The following is a 21086-nucleotide window of genomic DNA, read 5'->3' as shown; positions in this document are numbered from 1 at the left end:
GATCACTCGTGTCCGCCCTCGATGATCGCCGATGCGGTGACGATCATCTCGGCAACCGCCGACCGATACCCGTCCGGGCCCAGCGCGGGCAGGATGCCCGGCAGCAGACCCGTCAGGGCGACGGTCATCAGCGCCTCGCCCTTCAACGCGGCACCCATCAGCGTGACGGTCGCGTCCAACTTCGCGTGCAGCTGCCCGAACGTGACGTCGGTGCCGTCGTGCGCGATGGCCACCGTCTCGGGCGCGACCTGCGCGGCGCCCGCGACCAGCTCGGGGAGGTCGTCCACCGTGAACTGCTTCTTCGGCTCGAGTGCCGCCCGTTCGGTGTCGGTCGTGACGTCGATGGCGCGCAGCACCACGGCGGGATTCTCGGTGACGGCGCCCAGGATCCGCACGAACCGGTCGGCGAAGACCTCGACGGTCTCCCGGTCGAACAGGTCGGTGGCGTACGTGAACGATCCGTCGATGCCGGTGAGGGCGCCGGACTGATCGAACTGCTCCACCGCGGTGACCTGGACGTCGAACTTCGACTGGTCGGCGCCGAGATCGACAGCCGACACCTCCAGTCCGGGCAGCGCGAACGTGCCCGTCTGCATGTTCTGGAACGTGAGCATCACCTGGAACAGCGGTGTGTAGGCGCTCGAACGGCGGACGCCGGCCGCCTCGACCACCTGCTCGAACGGCACGTCGGCGTTGGCGAACGCGGCCAGATCCCGGGTCCGCGCGTGTGCGAGCAGATCCGCGAACGACGCGCTCGGCTCGACGCGGGTGCGCAGCGCGAGCGTGCCCACGAACATGCCGATCAGGTCGTCGAGGGCGGCGTCACCGCGGCCCGCGACCGGGGTGCCGATCGTGACATCGTTCGACCCGCCGAGCCGCGACAGCAGGATCGCGAGCGCCGCATGGAAGACCATGAACGTCGTCGCGCCCTGCTCGCGGGCCGTCTTCTCGACGCGCGCAGCGAGGTCCGCATCGACCGTGAACGGAACCGCGGCACCCGCGAGCGAGGGACGGGCCGGCCGCGGACGATCAGTCGGCAGCGCCGACAGTTCCGGTGCCCCCGCCAGCTCGTCCACCCAGTACGCGATCTGCCGGGCGACGGCCGATTCCGGATCGGACTCGTCGCCGAGGACCTCACGCTGCCACAGCGTGAAGTCGGCGTACTGCACGCCGAGCGGCTCCCACTGCGGCACACCGCCGTCGATCCGCGCGACGTACGCGAGCATGACGTCGCGGATGAGCGGCCCCATCGAGAACCCGTCGGCCGCGATGTGGTGCGCGACGAACGCGAGCACGTGCTCGGTCTCCCCGAGCGCGAACAGCGCCGCCCGGACGGGCACCTCGGTGGTGACGTCGAATCCACGTCCCAGGAACTCGATCAACCGGTCGGTGACGTCCGTCTCGGACACCGCGATCGGCCGTAGCCGCGGCACGGCCCGATCGACCGGGACCAGCACCTGCGCCGGGCCGTCGGCGGTGTCCGGGTACGTCGTGTGCAGCACCTCGTGCCGCGCGATCACGTCGGCCACGGCACCCGCCAGGATCTCGGCGTCCAACGCGCCCGACAGTCGCACGGCGACCGGGATGTTGTAGGCCGCCGACGCGGTATCGACCTGGTTGAGGGTCCACATCCGCTGCTGCGCGAGCGAGAGCGGGACGTGCGCCGGACGCGTCCGCGCGGTGAGCGCGGGGCGTCCGCCCTGGCCGACGAGCGGGGTGACCGCAGCCGAGACACCCGCGACTGTCGAGTCCTCGAACACCACACGCACCGGCACCTGCGTGTCGAGCGCCGCACCGAGGCGGGCCACCAGCTGTGTGGCCACCAGCGAGTTGCCACCGAGTTCGAAGAAGTCGTCGTCCAGACCGACCCGCTCGATCCCGAGGACGTCGGCGAAAGCACCGGCGACGATCTCCTCGATCGGCGTGGTCGCGGCCCGGAAGTCGCGGGCCTCGAACACCGGCTCCGGGAGAGCCTTCCGATCGAGCTTGCCGTTCGTGTTGAGCGGCAACGCATCCAGCACCACGTACGCCGACGGCACCATGTACGACGGCAGCGTCCGCGCCAGCGCGGCGTTCACCGTCGCGGTGTCGGTGTCGGCGTCGGCCATCAGGTACGCGACCAGGCGCGTGCCGGTGTGAGCGTCGGTGTGCGCCGTGACCGCGGCCTCGCGGATCCCGGGCAGTTCCCGCAGCGCCGCCTCGATCTCGCCGAGTTCGATGCGGAAACCGCGGACCTTGACCTGGAAGTCGGCCCGCTCGACGTACTCGAGTTCGCCCGCGGCGACATCCCCCGTTGCTTCGCTCGCCCCGACCTTCCAGCGCACCACGTCACCGGTGCGGTACATCCGCTCACCGGTAGCCCACGGGTCGGCGACGAAACGGTCGGCCGTGAGGTCCGCCCTGCCGTGGTACCCGCGGGCCAACTGCACGCCCGCGAGGTACAGCTCGCCCGTCACACCGGCCGGAACCGGATTGAGCCGCGAATCCAGCACGTACACCCGAGTGTTCCACTCCGGCACACCGATCGGGACGACGACGGTGTCCGCGTCGGTCACCTCGTGGTGGGTCACCGACACCGCAGCCTCGGTGGGTCCGTACAGGTTGTGCAGCACCGCGGTGTTGTCGGCACGGAATGCCTGCGCGGTCGCGGCCGGCAGCGCCTCGCCGATCGCGAAGATGCGGCGCAGCGACGCCGGTAGCGTCCCACCTGCGGTCGTGGTGAGCATCGACAGCATCGACGGGACCACGTGCAGCGTGGTGACCTGCTCGTCGCGGAGCAGGTCCAGCAGGTAGCCCGGATCGCGATGACCGTCCGGCGACGCGATCACGAGCCGGCCGCCGCACGTGGTCATCGACCAGAACTCCCACACCGACAGGTCGAACGTCGCAGCCGTCTTGAGCAGCGCGGCGTCCGTGGAGTCCAGCGCGTATTCGTCACGCATCCAGAGCAACTGGTTGACGATCGCCCCGTGCGGCACGGCGACGCCCTTGGGTCGGCCCGTCGAGCCCGACGTGAAGATCACGTACGCGGTGTTGCGGGAATCGAGCGGCCGCAGTCGATCGGCGTCGACGACCGGGGTGGCCGCGAACGCGTCGAGGTCGACGGTGTCGATCTCGACTACCGGCCACCGCGCAGCAGCGGCACGGTCGCTCGACGTGGTGAGCACGCACACCGGCTGCGCCGCCTCGAGGATGTAGCCGGTCCGCTCCGCGGGCTGGTCCGGGTCGACGGGAACGTAGGCACCGCCGGCCTTGGCGACCGCGTACATGCCGACCAGCAGATCGACCGAACGGCGAATCGACAGGGCCACGAGCGACTCCGGTCCCACGCCGTCCGCGATCAACCTCCGCGCGAGGCGGTTCACACGGGCGTCGAACTCGGCGTACGTGACCCGCTCGGCGCCGCTGACGAGGGCGATCCCGTCGGGGGTGGCCTCCACCTGCGCGTCGAACAGGTCGACGAGGGTCGCCGGCTCGGTCGGCGTCGCGGTGGCGTTGCACTCCACCAGCAACCGGGCCCGCTCGTCGAGGCCCAGCAGATCGACGTCGCCGACGGACAGCGTGGGCTTGACCACGACGGTGCCGAGCAGGCGCGCGAAGCGGTCCGCGAACGAGCGGACGGTCGACTCGTCGAACAGGTCGAGGGCGTACGTCATCGACGCCTTCATGCCCGCCGGGTCGCCGCCGTCGTCGTAGCGGTCCTCGACGATGAGGTGCAGATCGAACTGCGCCACACCCGATTCGATCTCGGCCGCCTCGACGGTGAGGCCGGGCAGCTCGAGCGTGCCGGTGTCGTGGTTCTGGAACGAGAAGCCCACCTGGAACAGCGGGTGCCGCGCCGTCGACCGCGTCGGGTTGAGGTGCTCGACCAGCCGCTCGAACGGCACGTCCGCGTGCGCGAACGCCTCGAGATCGGTGTCGCGCACCCCCGACACCAGGTCGGCGAACGACTGCGCACCGTCCACGCGGGTGCGGAACACGAGCGTGTTGACGAACATGCCGACCAGCGCGTCGAGTTCGGCCTCGCCACGACCCGCGATCGGGGTACCGACCGCGATGTCGTCGCTGCCCGACAGCCGCGACAGCAACACCGCGAACGCCGAATGCACCGCCATGAACAGCGTCGCGTTCTGCTCGCGGGCGAGATCACGCAGCGCCCGGTGGGTCGGGGCGTCGATCTCGAACTCCACGAGGCCGCCGCGGAACGACTGCACCGCGGGACGCGGATGGTCGGTCGGCAGATTCAACTGGTCCGGCAACTCGGCGAGCGTCTCGCTCCAGTATCCGAGCTGCTGCGCGGCGAGCGACTGCGGATCGCCCTCGTCGCCGAGGATCTCGCGCTGCCACAACGAGTAGTCCGCGTACTGCACCGCGAGCGGCGCCCACCCCGGGGCGAGTCCGGCAGTGCGTGCGGCGTACGCGGTCATGACGTCGCGGGTGAGCGGCGCGAGGGAGACGCCGTCCGCGCTGATGTGATGGACGACCATGGCGAGGACGAACTCGTCTGCGCCCGTGCGGTACAGCTCCACCCGGATCGGGACGTCGGAGGTGACGTCGAACCGGGTCTCGGCGAGCGCACGCAGCCGGCCGGGTAGGTCGACCGGAGCCACGTCGACGACCTGGAGCGGCGTACGCGCGTCCGCGGCGGACAGGATGACCTGCGCGGGACCGTCGTCGGTCGCCGGGAACACCGTGCGCAGCGACTCGTGCCGCTCCGTCACGTCGGCGAGGGCCCGCTCGAGTGCCTCGATATCGAGGTTCCCGGACATCCGCAGTGCCAGCGGGATGTTGTACGCGGTCGACTCGGTGTCGAACCGGTTGAGGAACCACATGCGCTGCTGCGCGAGCGAGAGCGGGATCCGCTCGGGACGCGGGCGGGCCGCGAGGGCCTTGCGAGTACCGCCGGCCTGCTGCGTCAGCCGCGCCGCGAGGGCCTCGACCGTCGACGCCTCGAACAGTTCCCGCACCGGCACCCGTGTGTCGAGGGCCCGACCCAAGCGGGAGACCACCTGCGTCGCGACCAGCGAGTTGCCGCCCAGTGCGAAGAAGTCGTCGTCCAGCCCCACCCGGTCGACACCCAGGACCTCGGCGAAGACACCGGCCACGATCTCCTGGGTCGACGTCGCCGGAGCCCGGAAGGCCTTCGTCTCGAAGACCGGTTCCGGCAAGGCCTTCCGATCCAACTTGCCGGACGCGTTCAGCGGGAAGGCGTCGAGCACGACGAACGTCTGCGGCACCATGTACGACGCGAGCGAGGCGGCCAGTTCGGCCTTGACCCGGTCGACGTCGAGTCCACCCGGCGCGGCCACGTAGGCCACCAGCTGATCGGACTTGACGAGCACCACCGACTGTGTGACCTCGGGTCGCGCCAGCAGTGCCGTCTCGATCTCGCCGAGTTCGATCCGCAGGCCACGCAGCTTCACCTGGAAGTCCGTGCGCCCCAGGTACTCCAGCTCACCCGCAGGAAGATCCCCCGTCGCTTCGCTCGCCCCGACCGTCCACTTCACCAGGTCACCGGTGCGGTACATCCGCTCGCCGGTGGTGGCGAACGGGTTCGCCACGAAGCGGTCCGCCGTCAGGTCGGCCCGACCGAAGTAGCCGCGCGCCAGCTGGGCTCCCGCGAGATACAGCTCGCCCGCGACACCCGCCGGGACCGGGCGAAGGCGCCCGTCGAGCACGTATGCCCGGCTGTTCCACACCGGCGACCCCATCGGGACGCTCGCACCGACGGTGCCGGCGACCGGGCGAGCCGTCGCGTGCACCGCGAACTCCGTCGGTCCGTACAGGTTGTGCAGTTCCGCACGGTTCACCGCGGTGAACCGTGCTGCGGCCGAGGTCGGGAAGGCCTCACCGGCCACCTGCACCAGCCGCAGCGAATCGCAGTCACCGGACGCCAGCTCCGCCGTGAACGCCGTCAGCATCGACGGCACGAACGACGTCGCCGTCACCGACTGCTCCTCGATCACCCGCGCGAGATACGCCGGATCTCGATGCCCGTCCGGGGCCGCGATCACCAGGCGGGCACCGACCGCCAACGTGCCGAACAGTTCCCAGAGCGAGACGTCGAACGTGAACGGGGTCTTCTGCAGCACGACGTCGTCGGCCGACAGGGCGTACTCCGCGCACAGCCACTCGATCTGGTTGACGATCGCGGTGTGGCCGACGGCCACGCCCTTCGGCCGGCCCGTGGAGCCGGACGTGAAGATCACGTACGCGGCGTTGTCCGGACGCAGCGGCGCACGGCGCTCCGCATCGGTGACCGGGGCGTCCGAGAACCGCGAGACGTCCACGCCGTCGAGAGCCACGGCGCGTTGCACTGCGGGAAGGTCGCCGCTGTCCCGCGAGGTGGTCAGCAGCAGAACCGGATTCGCCGTCTCCAGGATGTAGGCGTTGCGTTCGGCGGGCTGGTCCGGGTCGATCGGAACGTATCCGCCGCCCGCGGTGAGCACCGCGTACATCCCCACCAGCAGGTCCGGCGACCGGCGCACGCCGAGCCCGACGAGCGAGTCGGGGCCGACGCCCTCCGCGATCAGCAGCCGCGCGGTGCGGCGTACCCGCGCCGCGAACTCCGCGTACGACAACGACTCGCCCTCGTACACCAGTGCCGTGGCATCGGGAGTGCGCGCCGCCTGTGCGTCGAAGAGATCCACCAGCGTGGACCCCGTGACCGCATGATCGGTCGCGTTCCAGTCGCCCAGAACCAGGGACCGCTCACGCTCGTCGAGCAGATCGATGTCGCCGACCACCGCAGTCGGATCCGCGACGACGGTCTCGAGTACCCGGACGAAGCGGGCGGCGAACACGCGCATCGACGCTTCGTCGAACAGATCGGTGGCATACGTGAGATCGACCGTGTACCCGGATTCCACCGGCTCGACCGTGACCTGGAGGTCGAATTTCGCGACGGCCGCGTCGAAGTCGACCGCGGACACGCTCAGTCCGGCGAGCTCGAGCGAGGCACGATCGAGGTTCTGGAACGCCAGCATCACCTGGAACAGTGGGTGCCGGGCCTGCGAGCGCTCCGGGTCCAGGATCTCGACGAGACGCTCGAACGGGAGGTCGGCGTGCTCGAACGCGGCCAGATCGGTCGACCTGATCCGTGCGAGCAGGTCGGCGAACGGCTGACCACCGTCCACCTCCGTCCGCAGGACCAGCGTGCCGACGAACATGCCGATCACGTCGTCGAGCGCAGCCTCGCCGCGACCGGCGACCGGGGTGCCGATCGCGATGTCGGAAGTGCCGCTCAACCGCGCCAGGAGAACCGACAACGCCCCGTGCACCACCATGAACGGCGTGGCACCGCAGGCGCGTGCCACCGAATCGATCGCGGCATGCAGCTCGGGACCGATCGAGAAGCGGTACGACGCACCGTGGTTGGACGCCACCACCGGCCGAGGCCGGTCCGAGGGCAGATCCAACTGCTCGGGCAGGTCGGCGAGCTGCCCGGTCCAGTACTCCACCTGACGCGAGATGACGGACTCGGAATCGTCCTCGCTCCCGAGGACTTCCCGCTGCCACAGCGAGTAGTCGGCGTACTGCACCGCGAGCGGGGCCCACGACGGGGCCTCCCCCGCCGAGCGCGCGGCGTAGGCGACCATCACGTCGCGGCTCAGCGGAGCCATCGAGAAGCCGTCGGACGCAATGTGGTGGACCACGATCGCGAGCACGTGATCGTCGTCGGCGAGTCGGAACAGCGCCGCGCGCACGGGGATGTCGGTCGACAGGTCGAAGCCGGCAGCGGCCAGCGACTCGATCCGGGCGGTCAGGTCGCCACCGTGCACCGTCTCGGGCTCGAGATCGATCGCGACCCGTTCGACCGGCAGGACGGCCTGCGTTCCGACGCCGTCGACGTCGGGGAAGACGGTCCGCAGCGATTCGTGCCGGGCGATCACGTCCCGCACGGCGAGGCGTAGGGCGTCGACGTCCAGGCCGCCGGACAGCCGGATGGCGAGCGGAATGTTGTTCACGGCCGACTCGGGCTCGAACCGGCTGAGGAACCACATGCGCTGCTGGGCGAGCGACAACGGGATCCGCGCCGGTCGCTCCCGTGCGGTCAACGGAGGCCGGGAGCCGGAACCTGCCAGCACCTGCGCCCGCGCCGCCAGGGATTCGACCGTCGACGCCTCGAACAGCACCCGCACCGGCACCTGGGTGTCGAGTGCGACGCCCAGACGCGAGACCACCTGCGTCGCCACGAGCGAATTGCCGCCCAGGGCGAAGAAGTCGTCGTCCAGCCCGACGCGATCGAGGTCCAGGACGTCGGCGAACACACCGGCGACGATCTCCTGGGTCGGAGTCGTCGGCGCGCGGAAGCTCCTGGTCTCGAACACCGGCTCCGGCAGAGCCTTCCGGTCCAGCTTGCCGGAGGCATTGAGCGGGAACGCGTCGAGCGCGACGAACACCTGCGGAACCATGTACGACGCCAGCGACGTGGCCAGCGCGGCCTTGACCGTGTCGGCATCGAAGTGGTCGCCCGCGACCACGTACGCGACCAGCTGATCGTTCTTGACCACGACGACTGCTCGCGTGATCTCCGCCATCGCGAGCAGCGAGGTCTCGATCTCCTCGAGCTCGATCCGCAGACCACGCAACTTCACCTGGAAGTCCGTGCGGCCGAGATACTCCAGCGTGCCGTCGGCTGTCCGGCGGACCAGGTCACCCGTGCGGTACATCCGCTCCCCGTTGTCGGAGAACGGGTTCGCCACGAAACGATCCGCTGTCAGATCCGCCCGCGAGGCGTATCCCCGTGCCAGCTGCACGCCCGCCAGATACAGCTCTCCCGGAACTCCCACCGGCACCGGGTTCAGTCGCGCGTCCAACACGAACGCCCGCGTGTTCCACACCGGCGCACCGATCGGCACCACACCGGTGCCGGCGCCGGTCGCCTCGTGCCGGGTGGCCTGCACGGTCGCTTCCGTCGGACCGTACAGGTTGTGTACGGACGCCCCCGTGACCCGTCGGAGCCGTGCCACCAGTGCACCGGTGAGCGCCTCGCCGCCGCTGAACACCCGGGTCAGGGACGCCGCTCCGTGAGCGTCGAGATGGTCGATCGTTGCCTCGAGAACCGACGGTACGAACTGCGCGACGGTGACCGACCGCTCTCCGATCACCCGGGCCAGCGCGGCCGGGTCGCGATGCGCGTCGCGCGGGGCGACGACGATGGCGGCGCCGACCTGCAAGGGCCAGAACAACTCCCACACCGATGCATCGAAGGTGAAGACCGTCTTCAGCAGAACGCGGTCGGCCACGCCGAGGGTGTACTCGTCCTGCATCCACGCGAGCTGATTGACGACGGAACGATGCGAGACCGTCACGCCCTTCGGCCGGCCCGTCGAACCCGACGTGAACACGACGTACGCGGCGTTGTCCGGACGCAGCGGCGCCGGACGCTCCGCCGCCGTGACCGGGGCGTCGGAGAAGCCGGACACGTCGGCGGTGTCGAGGTGAACGGTGCGACGCACCTCGGGCAGGCCCTCGCCCTCGCGCGAGGTGGTCAGCAACAGAACCGGATTCGCCGTCCCGAGAATGTAGGCGTTCCGCTCGGCGGGCTGATCGGGGTCCACCGGAACGTAGCCGCCACCGGCGGCCGCCACGGCGTAGAGCGCCACGAGCTGATCCAGCGATCGACCCATCGCCACTGCGACCAGCGACTCGGGCCCCACGCCCTCCGCGATCAGGAACCGCGCCACGCGGCGCACGCGCGCCGCGAACTCCGCGTACGACAGTGCTTCGCCCTCGCACACGACCGCCGTCGCGTCCGGGGTCCGGGACACCTGCGCCTCGAACGACTCCGGCAGCGTCGTGCCGTCGACCACACGATCGGTCGCGTTCCAGTCCCCGACGACCCGTGCCCGCTCGACGTCGTCCAACAGCGCGACATCGCCCACGGCAACCGTGGGGTCCGCCAGTACCGCGGACAGTGTCCGGACCAGACGTGTCCCGAAGTCCGCCATCGTCGATGCGTCGAACAGGTCTGTCGCATAGGTCAGTTCGACGGTGAGACCGGCAGCGGCCCCGGCGTCGTCGATCGACTCCATGACGCTGACCTGGACGTCGAACTTCGAGAAGACCTCGTCGACGTCGACCTCCGAGACCGTCACGCCGGGGAGTTCGAAGCTCGTCCGACCGAGGTTCTGGAAGGCGAGCATCACCTGGAAGAGGGGGTTGCGGGCCTGGGAGCGCGTCGGTGCGAGGACCTCGACCAACCGCTCGAACGGCACGTCCGAGTGCGCGAACGCGCCCAGGTCCGTCTCCCGCACCGACTCGACGAGAGCCTCGAACGACCGATCGCCGTCCACCTCGGTACGGAGGACCAGAGTGTTGACGAACATTCCCACCAGGTCGTCGATCGCGGATTCGCCACGTCCTGCGACAGGGGTACCGATCGCGATGTCCGACGTGCCGCTCAGCCGCGCCGCCAACACCGACAGCGCCGCGTGGAAGACCATGAACGGTGTCGTGTTGGTGCGCTTCGCGAACGCGACGATCGCCCGATGGATCGACGCGGAGACGGGGAACCGGTGGGTGGCGCCGCGACCGGACGCCACCGCGGGCCGGGGCCGGTCGGCAGGCAGGTCGAGCTGGTCCGGCACGCCCGCGAGACGGTCGCTCCAGTAGGCGACCTGCTGCGCGAACACGGATTCCGGGTCGTCCTCGGCGCCGAGCGCCTCGCGCTGCCACAGCGCGTAGTCGGCGTACTGGACGGGCAGCGGTTGCCACGTCGGCAGGCCGCCCTCGCAACGAGCGGTGTAGGCCACCATGATGTCTCGGGTCAACGGCCCCATCGAGAAGCCGTCGGCCGCGATGTGGTGCACCACGAGAGCGAGAACGTGCTCGGTGGGGCTCAGTTCGTACAGCTCCGCCCGCAGCGGGACCTCCCGCGTGACGTCGAACGCCGCGCGGGCCAGGTCCCCGAGCGCAGTCGGTAGTTCGTCGGCGCCGATCGCGATCGGCTCGAGCGCGATCCGCACGTGCGACGCCGGACGGATCACCTGGGTCCCGACACCGTCGATCTCGGGGTACACCGTCCGCAGCGATTCGTGGCGGACGATCACGTCACCGACCGCCGCGCGCAACGCGGTGCGGTCGAGCAGCCCGGACAGCCGGACGGCGACAGGGATGTTGTTGCCGGCGGACGAGACGTCGAATCGGTTCAGGAACCACATCCGCTGTTGCGCGTACGACAGCGGAATCCTCTCGGGCCGCGACCTCGCGACGAGCGGGCGGCGTCCGCTGCCGACCGACTGCTCGATTCGAGCCGCCAACGCTTGCACGGTCGAGGCTTCGAACAGCTCCCGCACCGGAACCCGCGTGTCGAGACTCTCGCCGATCCGAGCCACGACCCGCGTCGCGACGAGCGAGTTGCCGCCGAGATCGAAGAAGTCGTCGTCGCGGCCGACCCGTGGCGTGTCGAGCAGTTCCGCGAACACCCCGGCGACGATCTCCTCGATCGGAGTCTCCGGTGCCCGGAACACGCGCGCCTCGAACTCGGGCTCCGGCAACGCTTTCCGGTCCAGCTTGCCACTGCCGCTGATCGGCAGCTCGTCGAGCACGACGACGGCCGCGGGGACCATGTACGCCGGCAGGGCCCGCCCCACCGAGTCCTTCACCTCGGCCGGGTCGATCGAAGCCCCCGGAGCGGCCACGAGGTACGCGACGAGCTGCTGATGCTTGACCACGACCACGGCCTGCGCGACGGCGCCCAGGCGATGCAGCACGGCCTCGATCTCACCGAGCTCGATGCGGAAGCCGCGCAGCTTCACCTGGTCGTCGGCGCGGCCGACGTACTCGAGCACCCGGTCGGCGGTCGTGCGCACGACGTCGCCGGTGCGGTACAGACGCGAGCCCGGCGCGCCGAACGGATTGGCCACGAACCGCTCCGCGGTGAGTCCGGCACGCTCGTGGTAGCCGCGGGCCAGTCCCACTCCCTCGAGGTACAGCTCACCCACGACGCCGGCCGGTACCGGGCGCAGGCGCGCGTCGAGCACGTAGGTGCCGGCCCCGCGGATCGCGCGGCCGATCGTCACCGGCTCGCCCGGCACGAGCGGGTCCGAGATGTTGGAGGCGACCGTCGCCTCGGTCGGCCCGTACGCGTTGAACATCTTCCGGCCACCGGTCGCCCAGCGGGCCACCAGGTCCGCCGAGCACGCCTCGCCGCCGACGACGACGACGCCGAGGGCGTCGAGCGCGGACGGATCGACCGACGCCAACGCCGCCGGCGTCACGAAGGCGTGGGTGACGCGACGGTCCGCCAGCAGTTCCGTGAGCTCCTGACCGCCGTAGATCGAGGTCGGTGCGATCACCATCGTCGCAGCCGCGCCGAAGGCCATCAGCAACTCGAGGATCGACGCGTCGAAGCTCGGTGACGCGAAATGCAGGGTCCGCGAATCGGAATCGATGCCGTACCGCTCCACCTGCTCGGCCGCGAACGCCGCCAGGCCGGTGTGCGTGACCACGACGCCCTTCGGCACGCCGGTGGAGCCGGACGTGTAGATGACGTACGCGGGGTGCCCCGGAGCGAGAGGCCGTACCCGATCGGTGTTCGAGAGCCGCTCCACCGACTGTTCCGCGAGGCCTGCCGACACCGCCGCATCGTCGAGCACCAGCCAGGGAAGGCCGTCCGGGAGGACGTCGGCGTGCTCGGACGTCGTCACACCGAGCACGGCGCCCGAGTCCGAAACCATGTGTGCCACCCGGTCGCGCGGGTAGTTCGGATCGACGGGCACGAACGCGGCACCCGATTTCGCGACCGCCCATACAGCGGTCACCGATTCGACGGACCGCGTCAGTGCCACCGCGATGACGTCCTCGGGGCCCGCGCCGCGCGAGCCCAGCAGCCGCGCCAGTCGAGTGGACCGCTCGTCGAGTTCGCGATAGGTGATCTCCTCGGCACCGGCGATCAGCGCGAGTGCGTCGGGATCGGCGTCCACCGCCGCTGCCAGCAGATCGGGCAACAGCGTCGGCTCGGGCGCGTCGAGCCCGGCGGGGCCGGTGAGCTGGGCGATCTCGTCGGCGCCGAGAAGCTCGATGTCGCCGACGACGGTGTCCGGGGAAGCGACCACGGCCGCGAGCACACGGAGGAATCGGTCCGCGAGCGCCTGCACCGTCGACTCGTCGAACAAGTCTGTCGCGTAGGTGAACTCGCCTGCCATCCCGCCCGCGAGACCACCCTCGCCGATCGATTCCCGGAAGGTGAACTGCAGATCGAACTTCGCGACCGCGGCGTCCAGCTCGACCTTGTCGATGGTGAGGTCGGGCAACTCGAGATGAGTCGCGCCCAGGTTCTCGAACGACAGCATCACCTGGATCAGCGGGTGCCGGGCCGTCGACCGCGCGGGGTTGAGGATCTCGACGAGCCGCTCGAACGGGATGTCGGAGTTCGCGAACGCCCCCAGCGCCACGTCCCGTGCGTGCGAGAGCAGATCCGCGAATCGCGTACCGGAGTCGACGTGCGTGCGCAGCACGAGCGTGTTGACGAACATGCCGACCAGATCGTCGAGCGCCTGCTCGCCGCGCCCGGCCACCGGAGTGCCGATCGCGACGTCGTCGGTGGCGGCGGAACGGGACAGCAGAACCGACAGCGCCGCGTGCACCACCATGAACAGAGACGCGTTGCGTTCGTGCGCGATGGCGATCAGCGCACGGTGCACGTCCGCCGGCACTGTGAAGTCGATCGTCGCGCCGCGATAGGACTGCCGCGCCGGGCGCGGACGGTCCGTCGGCAGGTCGAGCTGGTCGGGCAGGCCGTCGAGGTGCGCCGACCAGTAGCGAGCCTGCTTCGAGACGATCGAGTCGTCGTCGTCCTCCGAGCCGAGGATCTGCCGCTGCCACAGCGCGTAGTCGGCGTACTGGACGGGCAGGGCCTCCCACACGGGCTGTCCCCAGCGCACCCGCGCGTCGTACGACGCCATGACGTCGCGGGCCAGCGGACCCATGGACCAGCCGTCGGCGCTGATGTGGTGGACGACGATCGCGAGGACGTGGTCGAACGGGTCGATCCGGAACAGTCTGGCGCGAACCGGAGTCTCCGTCGTCACGTCGAACCCGGTCGACGCGAAAGTCACCATCTCACGGTGCAATTCGTCGACCCCGACGTGCACCGGAGTGAGGTTCGGAACGACGCGCACGGCGTCCACCACCGCCTGGTGCGGCCCCTCGGGCGAATCGGGGAACACCGTGCGCAGGGACTCGTGGCGGTCGAGCACGTCCACCAGCGCGACCTGCAGGGCCACGACGTCCAGATCACCCGTCAGTCGGAGACCGAACGCGAGGTTGTAGGTCGCGGATCGGGGGTCGAGTCGGTTGAGGAACCACATGCGCTGCTGCGCCAACGACAACGGGACCCGGGCCGGGCGTTCCTGGGCGACGAGCGGGGCGCGGTTCCCCGCGCCTGCGTGCTGTTCCACCCGCACCGCGAGCTGCTCGACGGTGGACGACTCGAACAGCACCCGCACCGGCACGGACGTGTCCAGCGCCGCCCCGAGGCGGGCAACCACCTGCGTAGCGATCAGCGAGTTGCCGCCGAGCGCGAAGAACTCGTCGTCCAGTCCGACCGTCTCGACTCCGAGGACGTCCGCGAGAACGTCCGCCACGATCTCCTCGACCGGGGTCCGCGGAACCCGGAACGACTTCGCCTCGAACACCGGGACGGGCAGCGCGCGCCGGTCGATCTTGCCCGACGTCGTCCGCGGCAGCGCGTCGATCGGCAGGAACAGGGTGGGCACCATGTACGACGGCAGTCGCAACGAGAGGTGGGCCCGCAGATCCGCCGGATCGAACGGGACGACGCTCTCGGCCGACGCGACGACGTACGCGACCAGCTGGTCACCGGCCCGCGGGTCGTGGTGCAGTGCCACCACGGCCTGGGACACCGAACCGTGCTCGCGGACAGCCGTCTCCACTTCGCCGAGCTCGATACGCAGACCGCGCACCTTCACCTGGAAGTCGCTGCGCCCCACGTACTCCAGCTCGCCCGTGCCGTCGGGCTCGACGATCCAGCGCACGAGGTCACCGGTCCGGTACATCCGCTCACCCGGCTCCCACGGGTCGGCGACGAACCGTTCCGACGTCAGATCGGACCGGCCGCGGTATCCGCGCGCCAACTGGGAACCGGACACGTACAGTTCCCCGACCACCCCGGCGGGAACCGGGTTCAACCGGGCATCGAGGACGCGAACCCTGCTGTTCCAGACCGGGGCGCCGATCGGCACGGCTGCCGACTCGGTTCCGGTGACGGTGCGCCGGGTGACCTGGACCGCGGTCTCGGTGGGGCCGTACAGATTGTGGATCGCGGCATCGCAGATGCTCCGGACCCGGGAAACGACTGCCGAGGTGAGCGGTTCACCGCCACAGAACACGTGCGCCAACGACACACAGCCCTGCCGCTCGAGGTGGTCCGCGACGGCGTCGAGCACGGTCGGAACGAACTGCACCACCGTGATCGACTGCTCCGCCAGGATCCTGGCCAGGTACGCGGGGTCGCGGTGGCCGTCCGGCGCGGCGACGACGATGCGGGCCCCGGATTCCAACGGCCAGAACAGCTCCCACACCGACGCGTCGAACGTGACGGGAGTCTTGAACAGCACCGAATCGTCGGCGCCGAGGCGGTACTCGTCCTGCATCGACAGCAACTGGTTGACGACGGCCGAATGCGAGATCGTCACGCCCTTGGGGCGACCGGTCGATCCGGACGTGAACAGCACGTAGGCCGCGTTCGCGGGGCGCAGGGGGGCACGCCGGGCCGCGTCCGTCAGCGGCGCCGACGACATCGCGGACAGATCCAGGGTGTCGACGTCGACACGCAGCACGTGGGCCGGCAGGTCGACGGCGTCACCGGACGTCGTCAGGACGCACGAGGGACCCGCGGTGCCGAGGATGTGAGCGTTCCGCTCGACGGGCTGCTGCGGATCGAGCGGCACGTAGGCGCCACCGGCAGCGAGGACGGCGTACACGGCCGTGAGCAGTTCGGGTGAACGTTCCATCGCGACGGCGACCACGCTCTCGGGCCCGACACCCACCCCGACCAGATACCGCGCGAGGCGGTTGACGCGGGACGCGAACTCGTCGTAGGTCCACGATCCCGTCGCGAACACCACCGCCGGCGCCGACGGCGTCGCCGCCGCCTGACGTTCGAACAGTTCGGGCAGCGTCACGGCGGGGAGATCGTGGCCGGTCCGGTTCCACTCGTGGACGACCTGGTGCTCCTCGGTGTCGTCCAGGAGGCAGACGTCACCCACGGTCAGCGTGGTGTCGGAGACGATCGCATCCAGGATGCGCACGAACCGCTCCGCGAACGTCGCGACGGTCGACTCGTCGAACAGGTCCGTCGCGTACTCGAGGACGGCCCCGATCGAAGCGGGTGCGCCCGACTCGTCGAATCCCTCGGAGATCTGCAGCTGGAGGTCGAACTTGGAGACGGGAACGTCGAGTTCGGCGGCTGCCGCGCGCACCCCGGCGAAACTCAGGTCGCGCACCCCGGCCACCTCGGCGGACAGCATCGCCTGGAACAGCGGATGGCGGGCCGGCGACCGGGTCGGCTCGAGTGCCTCGACCAGCCACTCGAAGGGGACGTCCGCGTTGCCGTACGCCTCGAGATCGGTGGTCTTGACGGCGTCGATCAATTCGGCGAACGTGACGTCCGGATCCACCTGGGCGCGGAGCACGAGCGTGTTGACGAACATGCCGATCAGCCCGTCGAGCGCCTGGTCGCCGCGTCCCGCGACGGGTGTACCCACGGCGATGTCCGACGTCCCGCTCAGGCGCGCCAGCAGCACCGCGTACGCCGCGTGCACGACCATGAACAACGTCGCGCCGTGCTCACGGGCGACATCCAGCAGCCGCGCGTGCGTTTCGGCGGAGACGTCGAAACGCAGCTTGGCGCCGGCGCCCGACGCCACGGCCGGGCGGGGGCGGTCGGCCGGGAGATCCAGCTGGTCCGGCAGCCCCGCGAGCGCTCCGGTCCAGTACTCGATCTGCTGTCCGGCAATCGAATTCGGGTCCGTCTCGGAGCCGAGCATCTCGTGCTGCCACACCGCGTAGTCGGCATACTGCACGGGCAACGGCGCCCATGCCGGGGCGGCGCCCTCGGATCGGGCGGCGTACGCGATCATCAGATCGCGGGCGAGCGGTCCGAACGACGAGCCGTCCGCCGCGATGTGGTGCAGCACCATGGCGACCACGTACTCGGTCTCGGACAGCCGCAGCAGCTCGATCCGGAACGGGGCTTCCGTCGTCACGTCGAAGCCGCGGGACGCGAGGCGCAGCAGGGTCGGCTCGAGATCGCCGGGTGCGGTCGCGACCGGTTCGAGGTCGCGCACGACGTCGCGGACGGGAAGAACGACCTGCTGGGCGACGCCGTCGACCTCGGGGTAGACCGTGCGCAGCGACTCGTGCCGCTCGACCACGTCCGCGAAGGCGGCGGAGAATGCCTGCGGGTTCACCGCACCGGACAACCGGACCGCGAACGGGAGGTTGTAGACCGCCGTCGTGGCGTCGAAGCGGTTGAGGAACCACATCCGCTGCTGGGCGAGCGACAGCGGGATGCGTGCGGGGCGGGCGACCGAGCCGAGGGCGGGCGCACCGGTGCCGCGATGGACGGTGGCCCCCGCGCGCGCGGCCAGCGCCGCGACGGTCGAAGCCTCGAACAACTCGCGCACGCCCAGCCGGACGTCGAGAGCGGCGCCGACCCGGGTCACGACCTGCGTCGCGACGAGCGAGTTGCCACCGAGTTCGAAGAAGTCGTCGTCGAGGCCCACCCGCTCGATGCCGAGCACCTCCGAGTACACCGCCGCAACCGTCTTCTCGGCATCGCTGCGAGGAGCGCGGAACTCCTTGTTGCTCAGGAACATCGGTTCGGGCAGCGCTTTACGGTCGAGCTTGCCGCTGGTGTTGAGCGGGAAAGCGTCGAGCACGGTCACCGACGCCGGGACCATGTAGGCCGGCAGCGACCGGCCCGCGAACTCGGCGAGATCCGCCGGGACGATCGTGCGACCGGGTCCGGGCACCACGTAGGCGACCAACTGGTCGCCGGTCGCGGTCGACACCACGAGCACGACGGTCTGCGACACATCGTCGTGCGCGAGCAGGACCGTCTCGATCTCGCCCAGCTCGATGCGCTGGCCGCGGAACTTCACCTGGAAGTCGGTGCGCCCGATGTAGTCGAGGTTGCCGTCCGCCCGCCAGCGGACGAGGTCACCGGTGCGGTACATCCGCTCCCCCGCGGTGCCGACACCGTCGATTCCGCCGAACGGGTTGGCGACGAACCGATCCGACGTGATGTCGGGCCGGCCGACGTAGCCCCGGGCCAGCTGGTCGCCCGCGAGATAGAGCTCTCCCGGCTGACCGATGGGGGCGGGTCGCAGTCGGTGGTCGAGCACGTAGGCGCGAGTGTTCCACTCGGCGACACCGATCGGGACCGTCGCGGTGTCCTGCGGGCCCGACTCGTAGTAGGTCACCGACACCGCGGCCTCGGTGGGGCCGTACAGGTTGTGCAGACCCGCGTCGCACAACTCCCGGAACTCGGCGGCGGTCTCGGGCGGCAGTGCCTCACCGATGACGAAGCAGTCTCGCAGCGAATCACACGATCCGGCAGGGGCATTCGCGACGAACACCGTCAGCATCGACGGCACGAAGTCGGTGACGGTCACCGAGTGCTCGGCGATCTTGTTGGCCACGTACACCGGGTCACGGTGACCGTCCGGAGTGGCGATCACCATCGATGCACCGACCCGCAGGGGCATGAAGAAGCCCCACAGCGACACGTCGAACGTGGTCGCCGTCTTCTGCAGGTAGGCGTCCGACTCGGTCATCGGATACTCGTGCAGCATCCACTCGAGCTGGTTGTCGATCGCGGCGTGCGAGACCGCGACGCCCTTGGGCCGGCCCGTCGAACCCGACGTGTAGATCACGTACGCGGTGTTCTCCGGGCGCAGCGGCGCGAGCCGGTCGGTATCCGTGACCGGCCGGCTGTCCAGCACCGCGAGATCGAGCGTGTCGATCTCGAGCGACACGACGCCCTCCGGCAGATCCACGGCGTCGCGCGCGGTGGTGAGCACGCAGGCCGGGCCGGCGGATTCGAGGATGTACGCGGTGCGGTCGGCAGGGTGGTCCGGGTCGATCGGAACCCACGCACCGCCGGACTTCACGATCGCGTACAGGCCGATGATCAGGTCGAGGGAACGCCGGATAGACAGTCCGACAAGCGATTCGGGACCGACACCCATCTCGATGAGCGTGCGGGCGAGCGCATTGGCGCGGGCGTCGAGCTCTGCGTACGTCAGCGTCGCGCCCTCGAACACCAGCGCTGTCGCGTCGGGCGTGCGCGCCACCTGCTCGTCGAAAGCCTCGGCAAGGTTGCGCGGCCGGAAGTCGTGGCCCGTACGGACCCACTCACCCAGCACCGTGCGGCACTCGAGTTCGGTGCCGAGCGGAATCCCCCACACCGGCTGGTCCGACGCCGCGGCCACGTAGCGGTCGAGGAATTCGACGAAGCGCTCGTGGTTGCGGCGGGCCTCGTCGTCGCCGTACAGGTTGGGGTTCGACTCGAAGTCGACGTGCGTCGTAGCGCCCGCGATGCCCTGGTAGACGTTGACACCGAGATCCTCGATGAGGCCCGTCGAGAGGATGTGCTGCTCGCCGACGGTGTCGCCGAACCGCAGTTCCGTGTGGAACATCATGATGTTCACCCACGGTCCGAAGAACGACGCCTGCCCGGCCGCGCCCGTGACGTCACGGCGGATGTCCTCGTGGCGGTACCGCTGATGACGCAGCGCGCCGGACACCTCGGTCGCGACTCGGCCCAGCATCTGCGACACGGTGGTGTCGGCGGGCACCGTCAGGCGCAGCGGGACCACGTTGGACGTCATGCCGCCGGAGCGCCGCAGGACCGCGTTCGTGCGCGCGGTGACGGGCAGGCTCAGGACGACGTCCTCGCGGCCCGTCATCTGGGCCAGGTAGGCCGCGAACGCCGCGATGACGACCGTGGCGATCGTCGTGTCCTCACGGTCGAGGAAGGCGTCCATCCGGGCGGACGTCCCTTCGGACAGCGCGGCGCTGTCGATCCGGCTCAGCGGCGCGGGCGGCGCGGCACGGCCGGCGAGACTCGTCGGCTCCGCCACGTCGGCGACGCGCTCGAGCCAGTAGTCACGGTCCGATGCGAAACGCGTCGAGGAGCGATAGGTGCGGTCGGCGTCGTAGACCTTCTCCAGCGGCGACGCCAGGCTCGGCGAGGGCTCCACACCGTCCACGTCGGCCGAGTAGAGTTCGGCCACGCGGTTCACGAACGTGGTCGCACCGAATCCGTCCAGCACGACGTGGTGGGCACGGTTGTACCAGTAGTAGAGACCGTCCTCGACGTGCAGGACGGCGGCCACGACCAGCCGGTCGCGCAGGAGATCGACGGGCGCGCTGTAGTCGGCGCGCATCCACGCGAGAGCCGCCGCGCGCGGATCGGCTTCCGCCCGGAGGTCGACGTACTCGGGAGCGTCGTCGAGCGAGGTGTCGACCAGCTGTCGCGGCTCGGCGTCGACCTCGAGCAGACGCACGTACCCGGACCCGGTCTCACCCGCGGCCCGAGCGCTGGCCCGGTGCAGCCGGGCGACGTCGAGTTCGCCACGAAGTTCGACGTACTGGGCGATGTTGGCGGGCACGGACGGGTCCACGTGTTGCGCGAACCACATACCGAGCTGTGCCTGAGACAGCGGGAACGGACGTGCCTCCCCGCCGATAGAGCTGTCACCCTCTAGTCCACCGACGCCTAGCGAGTCCAAACCCAGAGCCTCTCTTCTCACCATCACGCGCCCCCGCCCACGTGTCGCCGAGCGACCCGAGGCGGACACCGAAACACATGACCCTTCTCAGCCGTGCCCGACACAGGTTCGAACGGTCGGCCGACAAGGCACACACTCGGGATATATCTGCTGATCGGACCTGTTTCGTTACAGCAGCGGGCGCCGGCGGACGCCGGTCACAGAGTTCAGGGAGAGACGGCCGACCACGTGGATCGTGATCGCGCAGACTCGCCGAACCCCGGTCTTTCCGAGGGGTCACCTATGGCGGTCTGTCACCGATTCACCTGGGTCGAACACACC

1 protein-coding gene is annotated in these 21086 nt (G+C 70.0%); it reads right to left on the bottom strand.

The window, feature by feature from the left end:
• Positions 1-2: 2 nt before the first annotated feature.
• Positions 3-20789: a non-ribosomal peptide synthase/polyketide synthase gene (locus ABEU20_RS15255; RefSeq protein WP_420165247.1), complete on the bottom strand. Its 20787-nt coding sequence runs from the start codon at positions 20787-20789 to the stop codon at positions 3-5.
• Positions 20790-21086 lie beyond the last annotated feature (297 nt).

Origin of the sequence: Rhodococcus parequi (assembly GCF_046042785.1) — a bacterium.
Classification (GTDB): domain Bacteria; phylum Actinomycetota; class Actinomycetes; order Mycobacteriales; family Mycobacteriaceae; genus Prescottella; species Prescottella parequi.
This window is presented reverse-complemented; position numbering and strand designations above follow the sequence as displayed.

Coding starts and splice junctions, on each gene's coding strand:
- ABEU20_RS15255 (WP_420165247.1), bottom strand. CDS start 20,789: ATGGTGAGAAGAGAGGCTCTGGGTTTGGACTCGCTAGGCGTCGGTGGA.